The organism is Mesonia aestuariivivens (assembly GCF_019311235.1).
Classification (GTDB): domain Bacteria; phylum Bacteroidota; class Bacteroidia; order Flavobacteriales; family Flavobacteriaceae; genus Mesonia; species Mesonia aestuariivivens.
On record NZ_JAHWDF010000005.1, the window covers coordinates 77,727 to 93,984 of the forward strand.

Annotated in this window: 15 protein-coding genes; 3 read left to right on the forward strand and 12 right to left on the reverse strand. The window is 30.8% G+C overall.

Translation table 11 applies throughout. The annotated features are described in order from the left end of the window. Window positions 1–30: 30 nt before the first annotated feature. The 3 genes from KW502_RS06145 to KW502_RS06155 form a co-directional block, all read right to left on the reverse strand. Window positions 31–2,880, reverse strand: coding sequence for a T9SS type B sorting domain-containing protein (locus KW502_RS06145; protein WP_219039660.1), 2,850 nt, complete (start codon window positions 2,878–2,880; stop codon window positions 31–33). A 73-nt stretch (window positions 2,881–2,953) separates the two neighbouring features. Further along, a complete protein-coding gene (locus KW502_RS06150) occupies window positions 2,954–3,790 on the reverse strand; it encodes an ABC transporter permease (RefSeq protein WP_219039661.1) in 837 nt (278 codons plus the stop codon). 1 nt (window position 3,791) lies between these two features. Next, window positions 3,792–4,697, reverse strand: coding sequence for an ABC transporter ATP-binding protein (locus tag KW502_RS06155; RefSeq protein WP_219039662.1), 906 nt, complete (start codon window positions 4,695–4,697; stop codon window positions 3,792–3,794). Between the two features lie 92 nt (window positions 4,698–4,789). Between KW502_RS06155 and KW502_RS06160 the strand changes: the two genes are divergently transcribed. Beyond that, window positions 4,790–5,857 (forward strand): hypothetical protein, encoded by a 1,068-nt coding sequence (locus KW502_RS06160; protein WP_219039663.1) that lies wholly within the window; start codon window positions 4,790–4,792, stop codon window positions 5,855–5,857. Window positions 5,858–6,008: 151 nt separating this feature from the next. Here the strand turns inward: KW502_RS06160 and KW502_RS06165 are convergent, their stop codons facing one another. The 8 genes from KW502_RS06165 to KW502_RS06200 form a co-directional block, all read right to left on the reverse strand. Continuing rightward, window positions 6,009–7,067 carry a nucleoid-associated protein gene (locus KW502_RS06165; protein ID WP_219039664.1) on the reverse strand — a complete coding sequence of 353 codons (1,059 nt, stop codon included), beginning with the start codon at window positions 7,065–7,067 and terminating at the stop codon, window positions 6,009–6,011. A gap of 155 nt (window positions 7,068–7,222) precedes the next feature. Continuing rightward, complete coding sequence (locus KW502_RS06170; RefSeq protein WP_219039665.1) at window positions 7,223–7,735, reverse strand: IS1096 element passenger TnpR family protein; 513 nt, start codon at window positions 7,733–7,735, stop codon at window positions 7,223–7,225. Window positions 7,736–7,820: 85 nt separating this feature from the next. After that, the gene (locus KW502_RS06175; protein ID WP_219039666.1) at window positions 7,821–8,837 is read right to left on the reverse strand and encodes a COX15/CtaA family protein; all 1,017 of its coding nucleotides are present in this window, start codon (window positions 8,835–8,837) and stop codon (window positions 7,821–7,823) included. A 61-nt stretch (window positions 8,838–8,898) separates the two neighbouring features. Next, the gene (locus tag KW502_RS06180) at window positions 8,899–10,317 is read right to left on the reverse strand and encodes a CCA tRNA nucleotidyltransferase (protein WP_219039667.1); all 1,419 of its coding nucleotides are present in this window, start codon (window positions 10,315–10,317) and stop codon (window positions 8,899–8,901) included. 1 nt (window position 10,318) lies between these two features. Continuing rightward, on the reverse strand, window positions 10,319–10,879 hold the full coding sequence (locus KW502_RS06185) for an L-threonylcarbamoyladenylate synthase (protein WP_219039668.1): 561 nt from the start codon (window positions 10,877–10,879) through the stop codon (window positions 10,319–10,321). Window positions 10,880–10,883: 4 nt separating this feature from the next. Then, the gene (locus KW502_RS06190) at window positions 10,884–11,720 is read right to left on the reverse strand and encodes a glycosyltransferase (RefSeq protein ID WP_219039669.1); all 837 of its coding nucleotides are present in this window, start codon (window positions 11,718–11,720) and stop codon (window positions 10,884–10,886) included. 3 nt (window positions 11,721–11,723) lie between these two features. Beyond that, window positions 11,724–12,656: a glycosyltransferase gene (locus tag KW502_RS06195; protein ID WP_219039670.1), complete on the reverse strand. Its 933-nt coding sequence runs from the start codon at window positions 12,654–12,656 to the stop codon at window positions 11,724–11,726. A gap of 1 nt (window position 12,657) precedes the next feature. Then, window positions 12,658–13,716 carry a glycosyltransferase family 4 protein gene (locus tag KW502_RS06200; RefSeq protein ID WP_219039671.1) on the reverse strand — a complete coding sequence of 353 codons (1,059 nt, stop codon included), beginning with the start codon at window positions 13,714–13,716 and terminating at the stop codon, window positions 12,658–12,660. Between the two features lie 57 nt (window positions 13,717–13,773). Between KW502_RS06200 and KW502_RS06205 the strand changes: the two genes are divergently transcribed. Both KW502_RS06205 and KW502_RS06210 read left to right on the forward strand, forming a co-directional pair. Beyond that, the gene (locus tag KW502_RS06205; protein ID WP_219039672.1) at window positions 13,774–14,634 is read left to right on the forward strand and encodes a glycosyltransferase family 17 protein; all 861 of its coding nucleotides are present in this window, start codon (window positions 13,774–13,776) and stop codon (window positions 14,632–14,634) included. A 7-nt stretch (window positions 14,635–14,641) separates the two neighbouring features. Further along, the gene (locus KW502_RS06210; RefSeq protein WP_219039673.1) at window positions 14,642–15,406 is read left to right on the forward strand and encodes a lipopolysaccharide kinase InaA family protein; all 765 of its coding nucleotides are present in this window, start codon (window positions 14,642–14,644) and stop codon (window positions 15,404–15,406) included. 1 nt (window position 15,407) lies between these two features. On the opposite strand, the gene KW502_RS06215 is transcribed toward KW502_RS06210, so the two are convergent. Further along, window positions 15,408–16,166, reverse strand: coding sequence for a glycosyltransferase family 2 protein (locus KW502_RS06215; RefSeq protein WP_219039674.1), 759 nt, complete (start codon window positions 16,164–16,166; stop codon window positions 15,408–15,410). Window positions 16,167–16,258: the final 92 nt, after the last annotated feature.

The window sequence follows — 16,258 nt, forward strand, 5'->3', positions numbered from 1 at the left end:
TTGCTACCAATATAATCATAATTTTACAGTTTATCTTTTAAGCGTAAAGCTTCCTCTATATTTTTTACCGTTAGGTAAATTTATTAAATACCAATAGTCGTTAGAAGGCATATTTTTCCCATTGTAGGAGCCATTCCAACCTCGACCTTGTGGGTTGATACTAGTGAGTAATTTTCCAAAACGATCAAAAATAAAGATTTCAATACCTTGCGTATTTTCAGGATTTCTACCTAATAAATTCCAAGTATCATTGATGCCGTCTTGGTTTGGAGTAAAGAACTTCATAATCCCAAGAATATCAAAATCTTTATAAGTTATTCCGCAGCCGTTCAAGTCTTTTACGTAAGTACGATGTTCTCCGGCATTTAAATTCTGAAAAACGGGTTCTTCTTGGTAATTGGAAAATTGATCGTCTATTGAAAATTCATAATCTCCAGTATTATCTTCATCTAAAATAACTTCTACTGTATTTCGATCAGAAAAACCGTCAACTTCTACTTGAAAAACTGCTTGGCTTGAGGCTATTAAATTAATAGTTTTGGTGGCAGTGCATCTGGTAGTTTGGCTGGTTACTGTTACCGTATGCGTAGTAATGTTGTTAGTTGAAATATTTGAAGTCGTTTCACCAGAGGGTTCCCAAAGATAAGTATATTCATTTTGTATAGATTCAGGTATACCGGTTCCTAAAGTGATAGTTGAAGGTAAATTTTCTAAACAATAAATAATTTCTTCATCTTCATTAATGGGGATTATATCTTTGACAAATAAATTTATAGGAATAATCGCCTCGCAACTATCTTCGTTATCGACTCTGGCAACAATTTTTTGTTCAAATGCAATTGAGTTTTGGTAAGAAGAACTATTTGTAATTTCATTTTCCTCTAAAACGGCATCTTGGTCATTTTCGTAAAACCGAACGGAAAAATTAGGATCTAAACTTAATAAATCATCTTCAGCTAATCTTAAATTAAAAATTTCTAACCCATCTCCGTTAGACGAACAAACGCTTAAATTGATAGGTGAGAGGTTGGAATTTGAAACATTTAGTTCGATCTCAGCATAGGAGGAGCAAAATTCAGAAGATATTTTTGCAATAATCGTTTGCGGGTTGGTTGTATTTTCGAAACTATCAGGATTAGAAATTAGGTTCAAATTACTTTGAGCTTCATTTAAATTTTTATAGAACTCTATTTCATTGGTTGCAGAAGAAGTAATCGAATCTCTAGCGTTGGTCAAATCAAAAATAGAAGTATTCTCATCGGAGAATGGGCATTGGGTGAGCGTGGTATTGGTGACTGTTGGATTGCTGTGAAATGTTACGTTGGCAATCCCTATGATGGGGCAAGAACCATCATTTAAATCGATCTCTAATTTGTAGGTTTCTGAATAAGGAAATGTATTAGCAGTATTTGCTGAAATTTCTAAACTTTCTGTAGTTTCTCCAGGTAAAACACTTCCTTCTTTACTCCAAGTATAGGTATTGCTGTTATTGAAGTTTTGAGAATACGTTAAGGTAAAAATTTCATCTTCACATAAATCGAGATTAGTATAAATATTATCAGATGTTTCATCAATAATATTGACGCGTGATGAAAAAATAGATTGAATAAAAGGAGGTAATCCAAAATTTACTATTCTTTTTAGCTCTATAGCTCCATCTGAAATATTTTCAGAGTAATTAACTTGATTTGCATCTAATTCAGGATTATTAATAACTGCTAATTTTGAAGTTGAAATTACTGGCTTATAAATTTTACCATTTGGTGCTAATTGTAAAGCTGTTGCGTTTCTTGTACTAACTCCAGGTATTATGGTAATAGATCTAGAAATATCTGTCGCTTCTAAATCCCACTGATATAAGATTGAACTATTGCCTGATGTTGCCGTGGCATAAGCTTTTTTGGTCTCCATAGAAAACTCTACTCCGTATGGATTTACGTTTTCTACCAGCGAGATGTTGTTAGAGACGATTCCTGTAGCATCATCAAAATCGTATAAATAAACGCCGCCATCTTCAGCAGCATTACTGCCTATTTGATTGTAGGTTCTGGTATTATGCGCTATGAGAAGTTTTTTCCCGTTAGGTGAAATTTTTATATAACCAATAGCAGCTCTTCGATAAGAAGAAATAGGAATAGTTGGCCCAACTTCTGAAACAACAGGAGTTGGGCTGATCCCCGAATTATCGATTTTGAAAGCATAAAACTTATCTATAAAATGAGTAACTAGCCAAATAGAATTGCAATCACTTCCTTTAACCGCAGTGATTTTTTCTGAACATTTGTACTTGATCTCTTCACTATCAGAAGGATTGTAAGTGATTAAATGAACGTTTTTATCTGTTGTGATAACATCACCGAGTCCACCGTCTAGACTCATATCTACAATCGAATAATTTAAACCATTATTAAAACCATCATCATCTTGCGGAACGCTGCTTCCCGCTAAATCTGAATATTCACCAGAAGGAGTTCCCGGACCTTGATTGGGATAAGTATCTGCATTATCATGGTGTGGTTCGTCTACCGTAAATACATAATAAAGATTAGGATTTGTAGGATGCGGTACAATTAAACCGCTAGAAGTACTTGAAGGGTCGCCATTTAATCCATTACCATTAAAGTAATTGGCGTTACTCATAATTTGGTGATCACGGTTCCAAATCGTGCTTCCATCAGTATAAAATAAAAGATTACCGCTTTCATCTGAAATTGAAGAACAACCTTCATTGGTGTTTAATTGACCATTGGTGATGGCTGTCGGTGGAGAGGTGTTAAAATTTACTCCGGCATTAACACCAAAATACCAGTAATTTGCTTCCCCTTGTGCTAAAAAAAAATGAGGAATTATTAAAATGAGGTAAAATAATTTTTTTTTCATTTGAAATAATAACTCCTCAAAACTAAAGCTTTTCGCTTGAATTGATTGCTAGATTCTGTTAAAAAGAAATCATCTACAAATCCCTCTTTTTTAATAAAGCTTGTGATCCCCAAACAAAAATTGCAGTCCAAACTATAACAATGGCTATGCTGTACCAATGCAAAGCATAGTCAATTACAAAATCAGTTTGTAATTGACTTGCTGCAGTTTGTATAAAATTTAACCTGCTAAATGGTTGCTTAATTAAGTTTGCTGTCGCTTCTAAGGGGAAGAACTGCATGACCTTATCTGCTCCAGCTTCTGTACCCATTATTTTAAAAAGTAAGATGAGGTAAATGATTTTTTCGATAATATACCACACAAAAAGAAAGCCTAACGCAAAGGCAGATCTTTTAACTAAAACTCCTAAAAACATACAAAAAGAAAAGAAGCCCACCAGTTTAATGAAGTATGCTAGTATAAATTCTAAATCAGAAAATATAATAGAAGCTTCTGTAAAGTCTGAAAAAAATAAGCCTAAAATTAAAGATAAAATGAAAACAAAAACTGTTGAAGCTAATGATAAAGCAAGAATCATATAAAATTTAGAGAGAATAAATTCTTTTTTACTCAATCCGTCTATTAGGTTCTGTTTTAGGGTTCTATTGGTGTATTCGTTAGACATCATAGATACAATAACGATGGCTAAAAATAATTTTAAAAACGAAATTAAAAATGTATTGAAATGCCAGATGTATGGAAAATTAAAAATTCCTTGATCTGCTACCCGAACATTAATACCAATAAAGTTAAAATCTATAGAAGCGATTAATGAAATTGATAGTGGTATTAAAAAGTAGATAATAGTTAAGATTTTAGTAGATTTACTATATCTTAATTTGTGAAATTCTATATGGAGTAATCTTAACATCTTAAGCGTTTTGTTGTGTTAGTTCTAAAAATTGCTGCTCTAAACTTTCTTTTCTTTTCACTAAGTGTGATAATATAATTCCTTTTTCAAAAAGCATTTGGTTTAATTTTTCAGCTTCTATAGGTTGGGTTAAAATGGCTTTGGTAAGTCCCGTTTCTTTATCTATCGTAATATTTTCAAACCATTCATGGTTTTTTAATACTTCAATTAAAAGAGCGTTTTTTTGAGCTTGCATTTCTACATAGCCATGACTGGCATTCATCTCATCTACTTTTCCTGAGTAAAGCATGACGCCTTTTCTAATAATAATAACGTGAGAACAAACTTTTTCAACTTCATCTAATAAATGTGAAGCTAATAAAATGGTGGTTCCTGTTGCTGCAATTTTTCTGATAATTTCTCTAATTTGATGAATTCCTTGCGGATCTAAACCATTAGTAGGTTCATCTAAAATTAAAATTTCAGGATCATTAAGTAGGGCAGAGGCAATAGCTAAACGCTGCTTCATTCCTAATGAAAAACTACTAAAATTACTATCTTTCCTATCGAGAAGTCCTACCAATTCTAACTTTTCTTCAATTTTGGCGTTGGTTACATTTTTTATTTTGCAAACCAAATTCAAATTTTGTTTAGCTGTCATGTAAGGGTAAAAGTTGGGATGTTCAATAATAGCTCCTACTTTTTTTAAAGCCTGATGTATAGATTGCTCTCCATTAAACCACTGAAAATCTCCACTGGTTTTGTTGACAACATTCAGTACCATGCCCAATGTGGTAGATTTTCCACTTCCGTTTGGGCCTAATATGCCATAAATATTTCCCTTTTCAATGGTAAAAGAAATATTATTTACCGCTGTTAATAGACCAAATTTTTTAGTGAGCTGATTAATTTTTAGAATTGTATTCAAAATTATGTTGGTTTTGTAAATGTGACGATGAAGTTAAACTTTTGTTACAAAGTTTTCTCTTCTTACTCTCTAAATTTTATTAAATTGTCGGTATGGAAGAGAAACTCATGTCTAAGAAAAAACCAATTTTTCCTATTAATGAAAAATTGAGTAACTACTTAACCAAATATAATCGTTATACTAAAATACCTGTTTTTTATGATGATTTGCTTCGGTTTTCAGGGTCTATTGTGGTATATAATAAACATGATGAAGATACATTATGGGTACGTTGCTATTACCCAGATCATGAACGTACAGAAATAGATAACAGTTTAAAGCGTATTTATACCATATTACATTCAGATGGTAGCGATGATGCTTTTCAGTTTTTAAATGTAGATGCCATTGACTATTGTACATTTGGAAATTCTAAGCCTTTTCGGGTAAAAATTAGAAATGTACTTAATGATAACTTTACTTATTTTTATGTAAAAAAAGCTGATGCTTCGAGAATTTATGGTTTAGAATTAGAACATATTTTATCTCCGCATCGTATAAACTTTTTGCTTTATAAAGACACTTTAATTGAAGCGCATATTGCTGGAATACCTGGTGATGTTTTTATAGAAGAGCAATTAGACAAATGTAGTGAATATACTAAAAACATGATCGCTAAAGAGTTTGTCAAATTTAACGAACGTTGTACTATAAGGTTGTTAGGAGATATGCGTTCTTATAACTATGTGATTATACCTACACACGATTTTGATCATGTAGATTATCAAATTAGAGCTATTGATTTTGATCAGCAAAGTTTTGAAGGAAATTTAAAGGTTTACCGCCCCCAATTTTTTAAAGAAAATTATCCGATGGTGAAGTTGGTGACCTCTCATTTAGAAGAAACTTCTATAGATCAGTACAGAAAAGAAGAACGATCTCAAATGGCAAAACGTTTAATTACGAGCCAGAAACGTTTTAAGTTACTGATCACTTGCATGACGGCAGACCATATTTCAACCAGAGAAAATTTAAAAAAATTAAAGTATGATTTAGTTGAATATTCTAAAGATATTAAGTTTAAAAGAGCTCGAAGCATGGGCGGAGTCTTAAAAACAGCACTCGAGTTTGTAAAACGTAATTATGTAGATACAAATTCTAAAGAGATGATGGAGTTTTAATTTTTGAAGTTGAGACTGAAGTCGAAATTGAAAACATTGCGATTCTTGTTTCAAAATGACTTTTTTTAAAATTAGTGAAAAATAAAAAAAGGATTTAAAAGCCATAACTTTTAAATCCTTTTTACTTGAAAACTAAATTAATTAACTCTGTTTATTTTTTTTCTTCTTTGTTGAAGTATACTAAGTAGTAATACATTTGCCGCTCTTCATCCCAACCTTTTTCAATAAATTTTTCAGCACTGTCAGAGTTTACAAAATCCATTTTAATCTGAACATTGGTGTCTAAGCTAATCACACTTTTAATCTTCTTTCTAGCTGCAGAAACCGCAGTGTTTGAAACAGGAAAATCTGTTAAATCTTCAATTTTATACTTAGGCGCTTTTTCTGTTTTGTAATGTTTAAATTCTGGAATTAATTCTGGATTTTCCATCACTTCGTTTAAAAAACTACTCTCTTCAAATTGATCATTCTTAGCAAAGTGATTTACTGCACGATTCATAAATAACACTTCCTGTTGTTTATCTTCTGCTGGTAAAACCACATCTTTAGCAAAATTCTGACAAAATTTTAAATAACTTTTCGTGTTGAAGTTTTCATCAGCAAAGATATCTACATTTAAAAATTCTTGTAACCAATATTTGGTATCATAACGGTTAGAATCTATCGATAATATTTTATAACCTTCTTCTTTATTAGTATTAAAAATAAGTGCTCCTTTATCTAGCTTGTTTAAATTTACGCCTTGCTGAAGTACCGCTTCTAAATTAGCAGCTTTCTCTTCAAACTGAAGGAAATCGTGTTTTAATTCTGATTTAAAAATGCCTATCGCATCTACTTTTTCATTATCTAAAAGTGCGTTTTCAAAATAAACTACATATAATTCACCATTTTTAATATGTGGGTGTTTACCTTCATTAAAAAGTAATTGTGCAATTTTTTTAGATTGCGCATGAATGGTAGTTGGATCTTGAAAAACCGTTGATGTAATCTCATATAAATCGTGAAACTCTAAATCTGTTTCATGAGTAAATTGGTAGTAATTTTCTTCTTTTTCACGAAAAGATTTCAAAAAATACTCTTTTAAAAGCGCATTCATTTCATCGTTAAAAACAAATGGTTCTTCAGACAAGAACACACCTTCGTTTCTACTTTTATTACCTACACGGTGAATAGAAAGCGATTCAATTTGTGTATTATATAAGTTTATCATAATAGTTTTTTAATTTAATTAAGGCATTTCCCTCCTAAAGTCGGGTCGGGCTATTCACTATATCTTTTTTGCCTAGATCACATCGATCTGAATAAAAAGTTGTGCTAGCAAAAAAGGATGCCGCTTCTATCCCTAATGCAAGAATAGGTTAAAAATTAATTCCAATTTTCATCAAAATCGTAATCATCTAGATTTTCAAAATCTACCTCATCTTCACCAAATTCATCTTCTAATTCTGCATCTTCGGCTTCAAAATTCTTTTCTGGTGGGCTGTCTGGTAATTGTCCGTGTGCAAACATTAAGTTAGGGTAATCTCTACCTTCTTCAACTTCTGAAATAGCGGCAAGTTCTACGTAAAACGTCCACATGCTAAAGAAATCATACACATAAATAAGTTTGGTGTTCTTTTCATCTACTACAGAATCCAAACTAGTTTCATTCATCATGCGTACAGAATTCATTCCTTCGCTCATATCAAAAAGAACAATTTCTTCACCTTGATTCCATTCTTCATCAGTAAGATAAAATGATGCCATTTCTGTACCATCAAAACCAAAGGCTTGGGTTACAGAATTATGAAGATCTTCTAGTGTTGCATTCTCTTCAATTTCAATATCTCTAAAAACATCATCTAAAGTATCTAAAACTATTCTGAATTTATAAATCATAATTCTTATAAAAATTTGGGATGCAAAGATACGTTTTCAAAACTGTATTAGGCAAATACATTTTGAGGTAACTAAAACTATTTTATTATTTGCTAAATCTATGTAAAACAAACGTCATAGCAGCCAATAGGCAAAATGCACCAACTTGGTGAGTTACGCCAAGCCATACAGGCACTTGGTAAATAAGCGTAAAAATACCTAGCAAAAATTGTATAAACACGATAATAAGTAAGGTGTTAATTCCATTTTTTTGAGCTGTTGTGAGTGATATTTTCTTAGTTTTATACCAAATAAGAAGTATTGCTGCGACTACGAAATAAGCGAGATAGCGGTGTACAAATTGAACGCCACTTTTACCAGCAATAAAGTTTCTCCAAACTGGGTTTTGTTCTATATAAACCGTTTCATGAATTAATTTTCCTTCTGCCATAAATGGCCAGCTATTATGTATAAAACCTGCATCTAAACCAGCTACAAAAGCACCCCAAGTAATTTGAAGTATTAAAATAATCATTCCAACCCAAATCCATTTTTTCATATTGGGTACGACTGGTTTTATGTTATTTTTATAAATAATATCGAGCGCAACCCAAAATGAATAGGCAAAAGTAATAAAAGCTGTCATTAAGTGAGCTGCTAAGCGATAATGACTAACAGAAGGCCTGTCTATTAATCCGCTTTTTACCATATACCAACCCATAAAACCTTGAAAACCTCCTAAGCATAATAATAAGATAGCTTTTTTAATGGTAGATTTTGTGAGTTGCTTAGTGAATAAAAAATATAAGAACGGAATAATAAATACCACACCTATAAGTCGGCCAATTACACGATGAATCCACTCCCAAAAATAAATTCCTTTAAAGTCTTCTAAGCTAAAGTGGTAATGAAGTTTTTGATATTCTGGGTATTGCTTATAAAGCTCAAAAGCTTCTACCCATTCTTGCTGATTCATAGGGGGAACAACACCATGAATTAATTTGTAATTCGAGATAGAAAGTCCTGAATTAGTTAAGCGTGTTATCCCGCCAACCACTACCATAATAAAAATAAGGGCGCAACCCGTTAATAGCCAATATACTACTTTTTTATTGTCTCTCATTGTTTATAGAATTATCGCTAGTGATCTTATTTTTAGATATTAAGAATATTGTTTACTCATTTTAAAGCTTTAATTGCTTTCCTTTTTCTAACATAAATTGATAAGCAGCTTCATAATTATTTGGAATTTCACCTTCTAAGATAGCTTCTTTTATCGCATTTTTTATGATTCCTATTTCTTTGGAAGGTTTTATATGAAAGGTTTCCATAATTTCTTCTCCTGAAATTGGAGGCTGAAAGTTACGCACATGATCTCTCTCTTCTACTTCTTTTAACTTTTGTCTCACCACTTGAAAATTGTTGTGATATCGTTTGTAACGTTTTGGGTTTTTAGTGGTAATATCTGCCTCACAAAGTGTCATTAAATCTTCAATGTAATCTCCGGCATCAAAAATAAGTCTGCGTACTGCAGAATCAGTCACATGATCTTCTGCAATAACAATAGGGCGGGAGCTCATTAACACCATTTTTTGTACAAACTTCATTTTTTCATTGAGCGGCATTTTTAAGCGTTTGAAAAGTTTAAATACCATTTTGGCACCTACAAATTCGTGACCATGAAATGTCCAACCAATTTTTTTATGAAATCTTTTGGTGGGCGCTTTGCCAATATCGTGTAATAAGGCAGCCCAACGCAGCCAAAGAGAATCTGTGTTTTCAGAAATATTATCGACCACTTCTAAAGTATGCCAGAAGTTATCTTTATGACGCTGACCTTCTTTTTCATCGATACCTTGTAATGCTGAAAGTTCTGGTAGAATAATAGGAAGAAGCTTTGTCTTTCTAAGTAAAGCAAAACCTACTGATGGTTTTGCTGAAAGTAAAATTTTATTGAGTTCTTCAACAATACGTTCTCTAGAGATAATTTTGATACGTTTATGATGTTCTATAATCGCATCGAGTGAATTTTCTTCAATTTTAAAACCCAATTGAGCAGCAAACCTGATGGCTCGCATCATTCTTAACGGATCGTCAGAATAAGTGATTCCTGGTTCAAGTGGTGTTTTGATGAGTTGTTGTTTCAGGTGCTCTAACCCATTAAAAGGGTCAAGAAGTTTTCCGAAATTTTCTTTGTTTAGTTGCAGCGCTAAGGCATTAATCGTGAAATCTCTTCTGTTTTGATCGTCTTCTAATGAGCCCTGTTTAACTTCTGGATTACGAGAATTTTCATTGTAAGATTCTTTTCTGGCTCCAACAAATTCAATTTCCAAATCAAAAGCTCGTAACATAGCTGTGCCATACGTTTTAAAAACTTGCACTTTTGGTTGATGAGGTAATAGTCTAGAAACTTCTTCAGCAAGAGCGATGCCGCTACCTACAGCAACAACATCTATATCTTTAGCTTCACCGCGCTGCAAAAAAAAATCTCTTACGAACCCACCTATAGCATAGGTTTCAAGCGATAAATTTTCTGCAGCTTGACTTATATATTCAAATATTTTATGAGATAGAGCTTCTGTATAAAGTTGATCCTGCGGCATTTTATTTTCTGATAATTTGCACTTTTCCGTCTAGACTTAATTTAATAACTGTTGACGGTTTAGCACTTTTTTTAGACGGTTGCAAATTTACAACATAGTCTACTCCTTTTAAAATTTCCGGACTAATTTGATCGAAAGATTTTGGGGTTGGTTGTCCGCTAATATTTGCTGAAGTAGAAACGATAGGTCTTTTAAATTTTCTAATGAGTTTGTTACAAAAAGTATCTTTACAAACTCGAATGGCTAAGGAGTTGTCTTCTGCAATTAAATTTTCTGCTACGCGAATAGGGTCATCAAAAACAATAGTAGTAGGTTTTTCTGCATATTTTAAAATATCGTAAGCTACTTCTGGTATTTCTTCTACATATTGATTAAGCATTTTGTAATCTGAGACTAAGCAAATCATGCTTTTATTTTCTGCTCTCTTCTTTAAGGCGAAAATTTTATCTATGGCTTCAGCATTTGTTGCATCACAACCAATACCCCAAACGGTGTCTGTAGGGTAGAGTATGAGGCCGCCACGTTTTAAAATGGCCGTAGTATTATTTATTTCTTCTTTCATAATTTTATTTTCTTAAGCGTATTGATCTTTTTATATCTTTAAAAATGCATTTTAAATGTGTACCAAAATAATTGCTAATATTTAAAAATATCCAATTACTTTTTGATGCTAATTTATTTGTGATTTCTTCTCTTTTCTGATCATTTATTTTAAAATTAAGTAATTGATTAGAAGCAACATTTCCATAACCAGTAAACTCATTCACTTTATTTTCTTGGTGAATAATAGACATCCATAACCTTTTATTATTAATTCGTTTTACTAAAGGATCTAATTTCCAGTCTGCATGACTTTTTTGCCAAACAGATTGTGGTTGATTGTTTTCTTCAATTAGACTAATAAATGGATTCCATAATTGACGCTTTTTGCCTAATTTAAAATCTGGTGAAATTTGTAATGTATATCCATCTGCATAATCAAGTGCTTGATGTTTAGTTTCTATAAATCTATCTTGAATGTCTTTTATAAAATTATAAGAAATACAATCGTCATTATCAATTCTAGTAGAAATAATATATTGCGATTTAGATTTTTGTAACTCTTTTTGAATAGACGGTACAAATGCTTGCATGTTATTTACATAACGAGGCTGAAATTTAGGGTATCCCATTGAAAGTCCTAAAATACGGTCTTTAAAAACTTGAGGAGTATCTTCATCAAAATATACTAGCCAAATGAAATTTTGATTGTTTTGGCTTTTAATAGAAGGGAAACAGAAATTTTCAAATAAATTAAAACGTCTTTCTAGCCATTCTTCTGTAAGTACAGGAATGTTGTTTTTAGAAGTGCTCCATCCTTCTTTTTTTAGATTAAATCGCGTAATAAGATAGTGTTGGTACATATATTATAGCTCTTCTATTTTTTGTTTAAGTTTTAATGAATAATTTATACCACCACCTTTTAATAATACTTTAAAAAGATAAAAGTGTTTAGGCTTCACTATAGAACTAAAAAAGTATTTTACTCTTAAATGATTGAGTAAAAGTTTGTGTGCAAAATAGCCATAGTGTTTTCTTATGGTATATAATAAAGAAATTTTCATTTCTGTTTTGCTTAATATTGTACGTGGTGTACTTGCATTTTTATAATGAATATATTTTAAACCTGGTATTAAATAAGTCTTTTTTCCTCTTTCTTTTAATAGCCTTAAGCATAAATCAGATTCTTCATAATAAAGAAAAATATTAGTATCAAAACCACCAACCGTATCAAATTCTTTAGCATCTACAAATAGAAATGAGCCTTGTACATAATTTACTGCTGTAGGTTTAGTGTAAGTTGTTTTTCTATTTAAATATTTTTTTGGATTTAACTTCTCTAATAATGATCTCTTAATTATTTCTCTCTTTAATGATGAAAAATGATCTATGGTTACACTAAAATTTTTATGCTGGTCTAACATCTGAGGTGAACACACCGCTGCATCTGGTGTGTTTATCATAAATTCTTTTAATATCTTTAAACAGTTTCTAGATACTTGTAGCGTGTCATTATTTATAAATGCATAGTAATTAGAAGGAGATGTTTGTAAAACACCATACATGTTACCCCCACCAAAACCAGTATTAATTCTACTTCTGTAAATTTTTACTTTATTATTATTTAATTGATCTAAGCTTTTTTTAAGTAAAGTGAAATCTTCTATTTTAGAGCAATTGTCTACCACAATAATTTCTAAACTTAAATCATTTTCATGAAAATCTAGTATAGATTTTACAGCTTTTGTAGTATATTTAGAAGTATTGTAATTAATTATGATACAACTTATATCAATCATATTAGCTTAAAATTTTTTTCCATCGTTTTGCATTTTCTAAAATAGTAAACTGCTTAGAAAAATTAATGCAATTTTCACTCATTGCTGCTAATGGAGGTTGATTTTTTATAATTTCTTTTATTTTTTTTCCTAAATCACCTTCTTTGTATAAAAAACCTAAATTTTCATCAATTATTTCATTAGGTCCAGAATGATTAGTAGATATTGGTATGGTGCCTTGAGACATGGCTTCAATTAAGACCATTCCAAAAAGTTCTTCCCATTTTTTTGTTTTATGAGAATTTAAAATCAAAAATGTTTTTTTTTCAATATAAGAGGCTAGTAATGTTCTATTGCTTACATATTCTATATACTCTATATTTTTTTTTCGGGTAGATTTATCTAATACTTGATTTTTAAGTTTACCATTTCCTATAATGGTTAATGATAAGTCGGGATTGTTACTGAAAAAATTAATCATTTCTTCAATACCTTTTTCTGGAGTTATTCTTCCTACATAAATAAAGCTTTTCTGATTATCTTTTTTATGAATAGTAGTTTTTAAAAACTCATTCGAGATAGAATGGTAGACCACACTAATTTTATTAGAGTCTAAGTTGTAATTATTTAAAATTTCATTTTTAGTATGATTGGTAACCGTAAAAATATGCTTGCATTTATTTTCTATAAATTTTTCCCAAACTTTTAGAACGCTATGGGCATTTTTTTTAAGCTTTTTTGGCTGAAATGACTTATCCCAACACGTCCATGACGTGTGGTAAAAAACTTGATGTCTATTTAACACCCAAAGTAATCGACTTAATTTACTGTCGTATGGAGCTATACCTAGAATTATTTTTTTATTTTTGGACAATAATAAATGAACAAGAAAAAAAGCATTAGTCATCTGCTTAATAAAAAGTTTTCTGTTAGCCTTGGTTATACTTTTAAGTAGTTTGCTAGCTACCGAAAACTCTCTGTATTTTAAATCAATATTTTGGGTTTTACATAAATGAGCTAAACCTAGGTAATGATTGTTAGCACCATTTTTATGTAAAATATATATTTTTTTTTGTTTCATTTAAAGTTATAATTATAAAAGTAATTAAGGTTTACAAACTTAACATATAATAAATTTATGGTTTACGATTGTTTTATATTTTTTAATGAGTTAGATTTATTAGAATTACGTTTAAATGAATTAGATAAGGTAGTAGATAAATTTGTACTTGTAGAAGCCGATAAAACTTTCCAAAACCAATCTAAACCCTATTATTTTGAAGAGAATAAGCATAGATTTGAAAAATTTTCAGGAAAAATAATTCATATAAAGTTAAATAAATATCCTCGATTTAATAAGCTTTTTAATCCTTTTTCTCCCTGGAAATTAGAATCTTACCAGCGTAATGCGATGGTTGAAGGTTTAAAAGATTGTAAACCAGATGATGTAGTTTTATTTACAGATGTAGATGAAATTCCCTCTTCTACGGTTATTACTGACTTTAAGAAAAACAAAGTAAATCAAATTTGTGGTTTAAAGATGCATATGTTTATGTATTTCTTTAACAATCAAGTAACTTTTTCTGAAGGTAGCAAAATGACAGTAGAGGAGAGTAAGAATGGTTTATGGCATTGTGGCTCTATTATGCCTTACATACTTCTAAAAAAATCACCTCAGAAATATAGACGTGCAATTATGAGAACCAAGCGAAAAGGTGAAGTTTATAAGATAATATCTAATGCAGGGTGGCATTTTACTTATTTGGGCGGTGTAGAAAAAATTCTAGAGAAATTAGAAGCTTTTTCACATACAGAATATAATAACGTTGACTTTAAAGATAAAACTAAAATAGCTCGAAGTTTAGAGGAAGGAAATGATTTGTTTGGTAGAAATATAAGCTACCAGATAATCAAAAAAGAATCTGAGTTATTGCCAAACTATTTACTTACAAACGAAGCTCAAAGAAAGTTTGCTAAGCATTTTTATTCTCTCAAATAGATAGCAAATGGTATCAAAGTATTCAGTAAAATATAAATCTTTTTCTAAGATTATTGAAGAACAAATTAAAAACTTTAATTCTCGGGGAGAGATGTTAGGCAATGCTCAGCGTAATGTAATTAAATTATTTTCTGTTGATAGAGAAGATTTAATTTTAAATATAAAATCTTTTAAAGTCCCCAACCTTGTCAATCAATTTGCTTACAAATACTTTAGAAAAAGTAAGGCAAGAAGATCTTTTGAGTATGCTCAAAAGTTACAAAAATTAGGTTTAGGTACGCCAGATCCTATTGCATATGTAGAATTTCCTTCCGCAACTTTATTTAAAAAAAGTTTTTATGTAAGTGAGCATTTAGAAGCAGATTATACCTATCGCGACTTAACGCATAATTTTGAGATACCCCATCATGAAGATATTTTAAGAGCATTTACCCGATTCACATTCCAGCTTCACCAAAAAAATGTGCTTTTCTTAGATCATTCACCAGGAAATACTTTAATCAAAATTAATAATGAAGATTACCAGTTTTATTTGGTTGATTTAAATAGAATGGAATTTAAAGAACTTTCTTTTAAAGAACGTATTAAGAATTTTGAAAGACTTACTGTTCATAAGTCAATGGTTAAAGTGATGAGTGATGAATATGCTAAATGTAGTGGTGAAAGTTATGACCAAATATTTGAGTTAATGTGGGGTGAAACTCAAAAATTTCAAGAGAAATTTCATAAAAAACGTCAGATAAAAAAGAAACTCAAATTCTGGAAAAAATAATTTATGCTCTATTTTTTCTAAGTAACCACAGTTTTACATAACGCATAAAAACGGTGTAACTCTGTATGTAACTAATGGTTAAGCCTACAACGCCATCTCTAAAACCACCTTGCATAATGTAGTGTTTAAAAAAGCTCCATAAGGGCTTAATTACAAAATGGTAGGGCGTTAGTTTTCCTGTTTTTTTATCATAATCACCAGCTTGCCACCAAGCGTATCGGTTCATTTTTTCTAAATGTTTATCGATGGTGATATAGGTGTTATGATAAAATTTATGTTTTAATTTTCCTATTTTTCCTTCTGCAATAATTTCTGCGTGCACTTGTTTATCTTCATACTTGCAAAAATCTCTTTTAAATAGACGTATTACTTTGTCATTTTTCCAACCACTATGTTTTACGTGTTTTCCCATGAAATGGTTTTTACGACCAATCCAGTAACCAACCGTATTGTCTGTGGGTGGGTTTTTGAGAATGCTAATGATTTCTGCTTCCAATTCAGGAGTTACTCTTTCATCTGCATCAACTAAAAGAATCCATTCATATTTTGCTTGCGGAATTGCCCAGTTTTTTTGAGATGCAGAGTATTGATATTCTCTTCTTATTACTTTATGTGCTAATTGTATAGCTTTTTCATAAGTTCCATCAGAACTAAGGCTGTCTGCTACAAGAATTTCATCAGCAAATTTTACAGAAGAAATAACATCTTCAATATTATGTATTTCGTTACCTGCAGGTATTAAAACTGTAAGTTTTTCCAAAAGGTTTATTTCTAGCGTTTATAGGTTTTCAAAAAAACAACAAAGCATGCTTTATAAAAAGATGATTTGTTTGTTAAAAGGTTGCTTCAAAT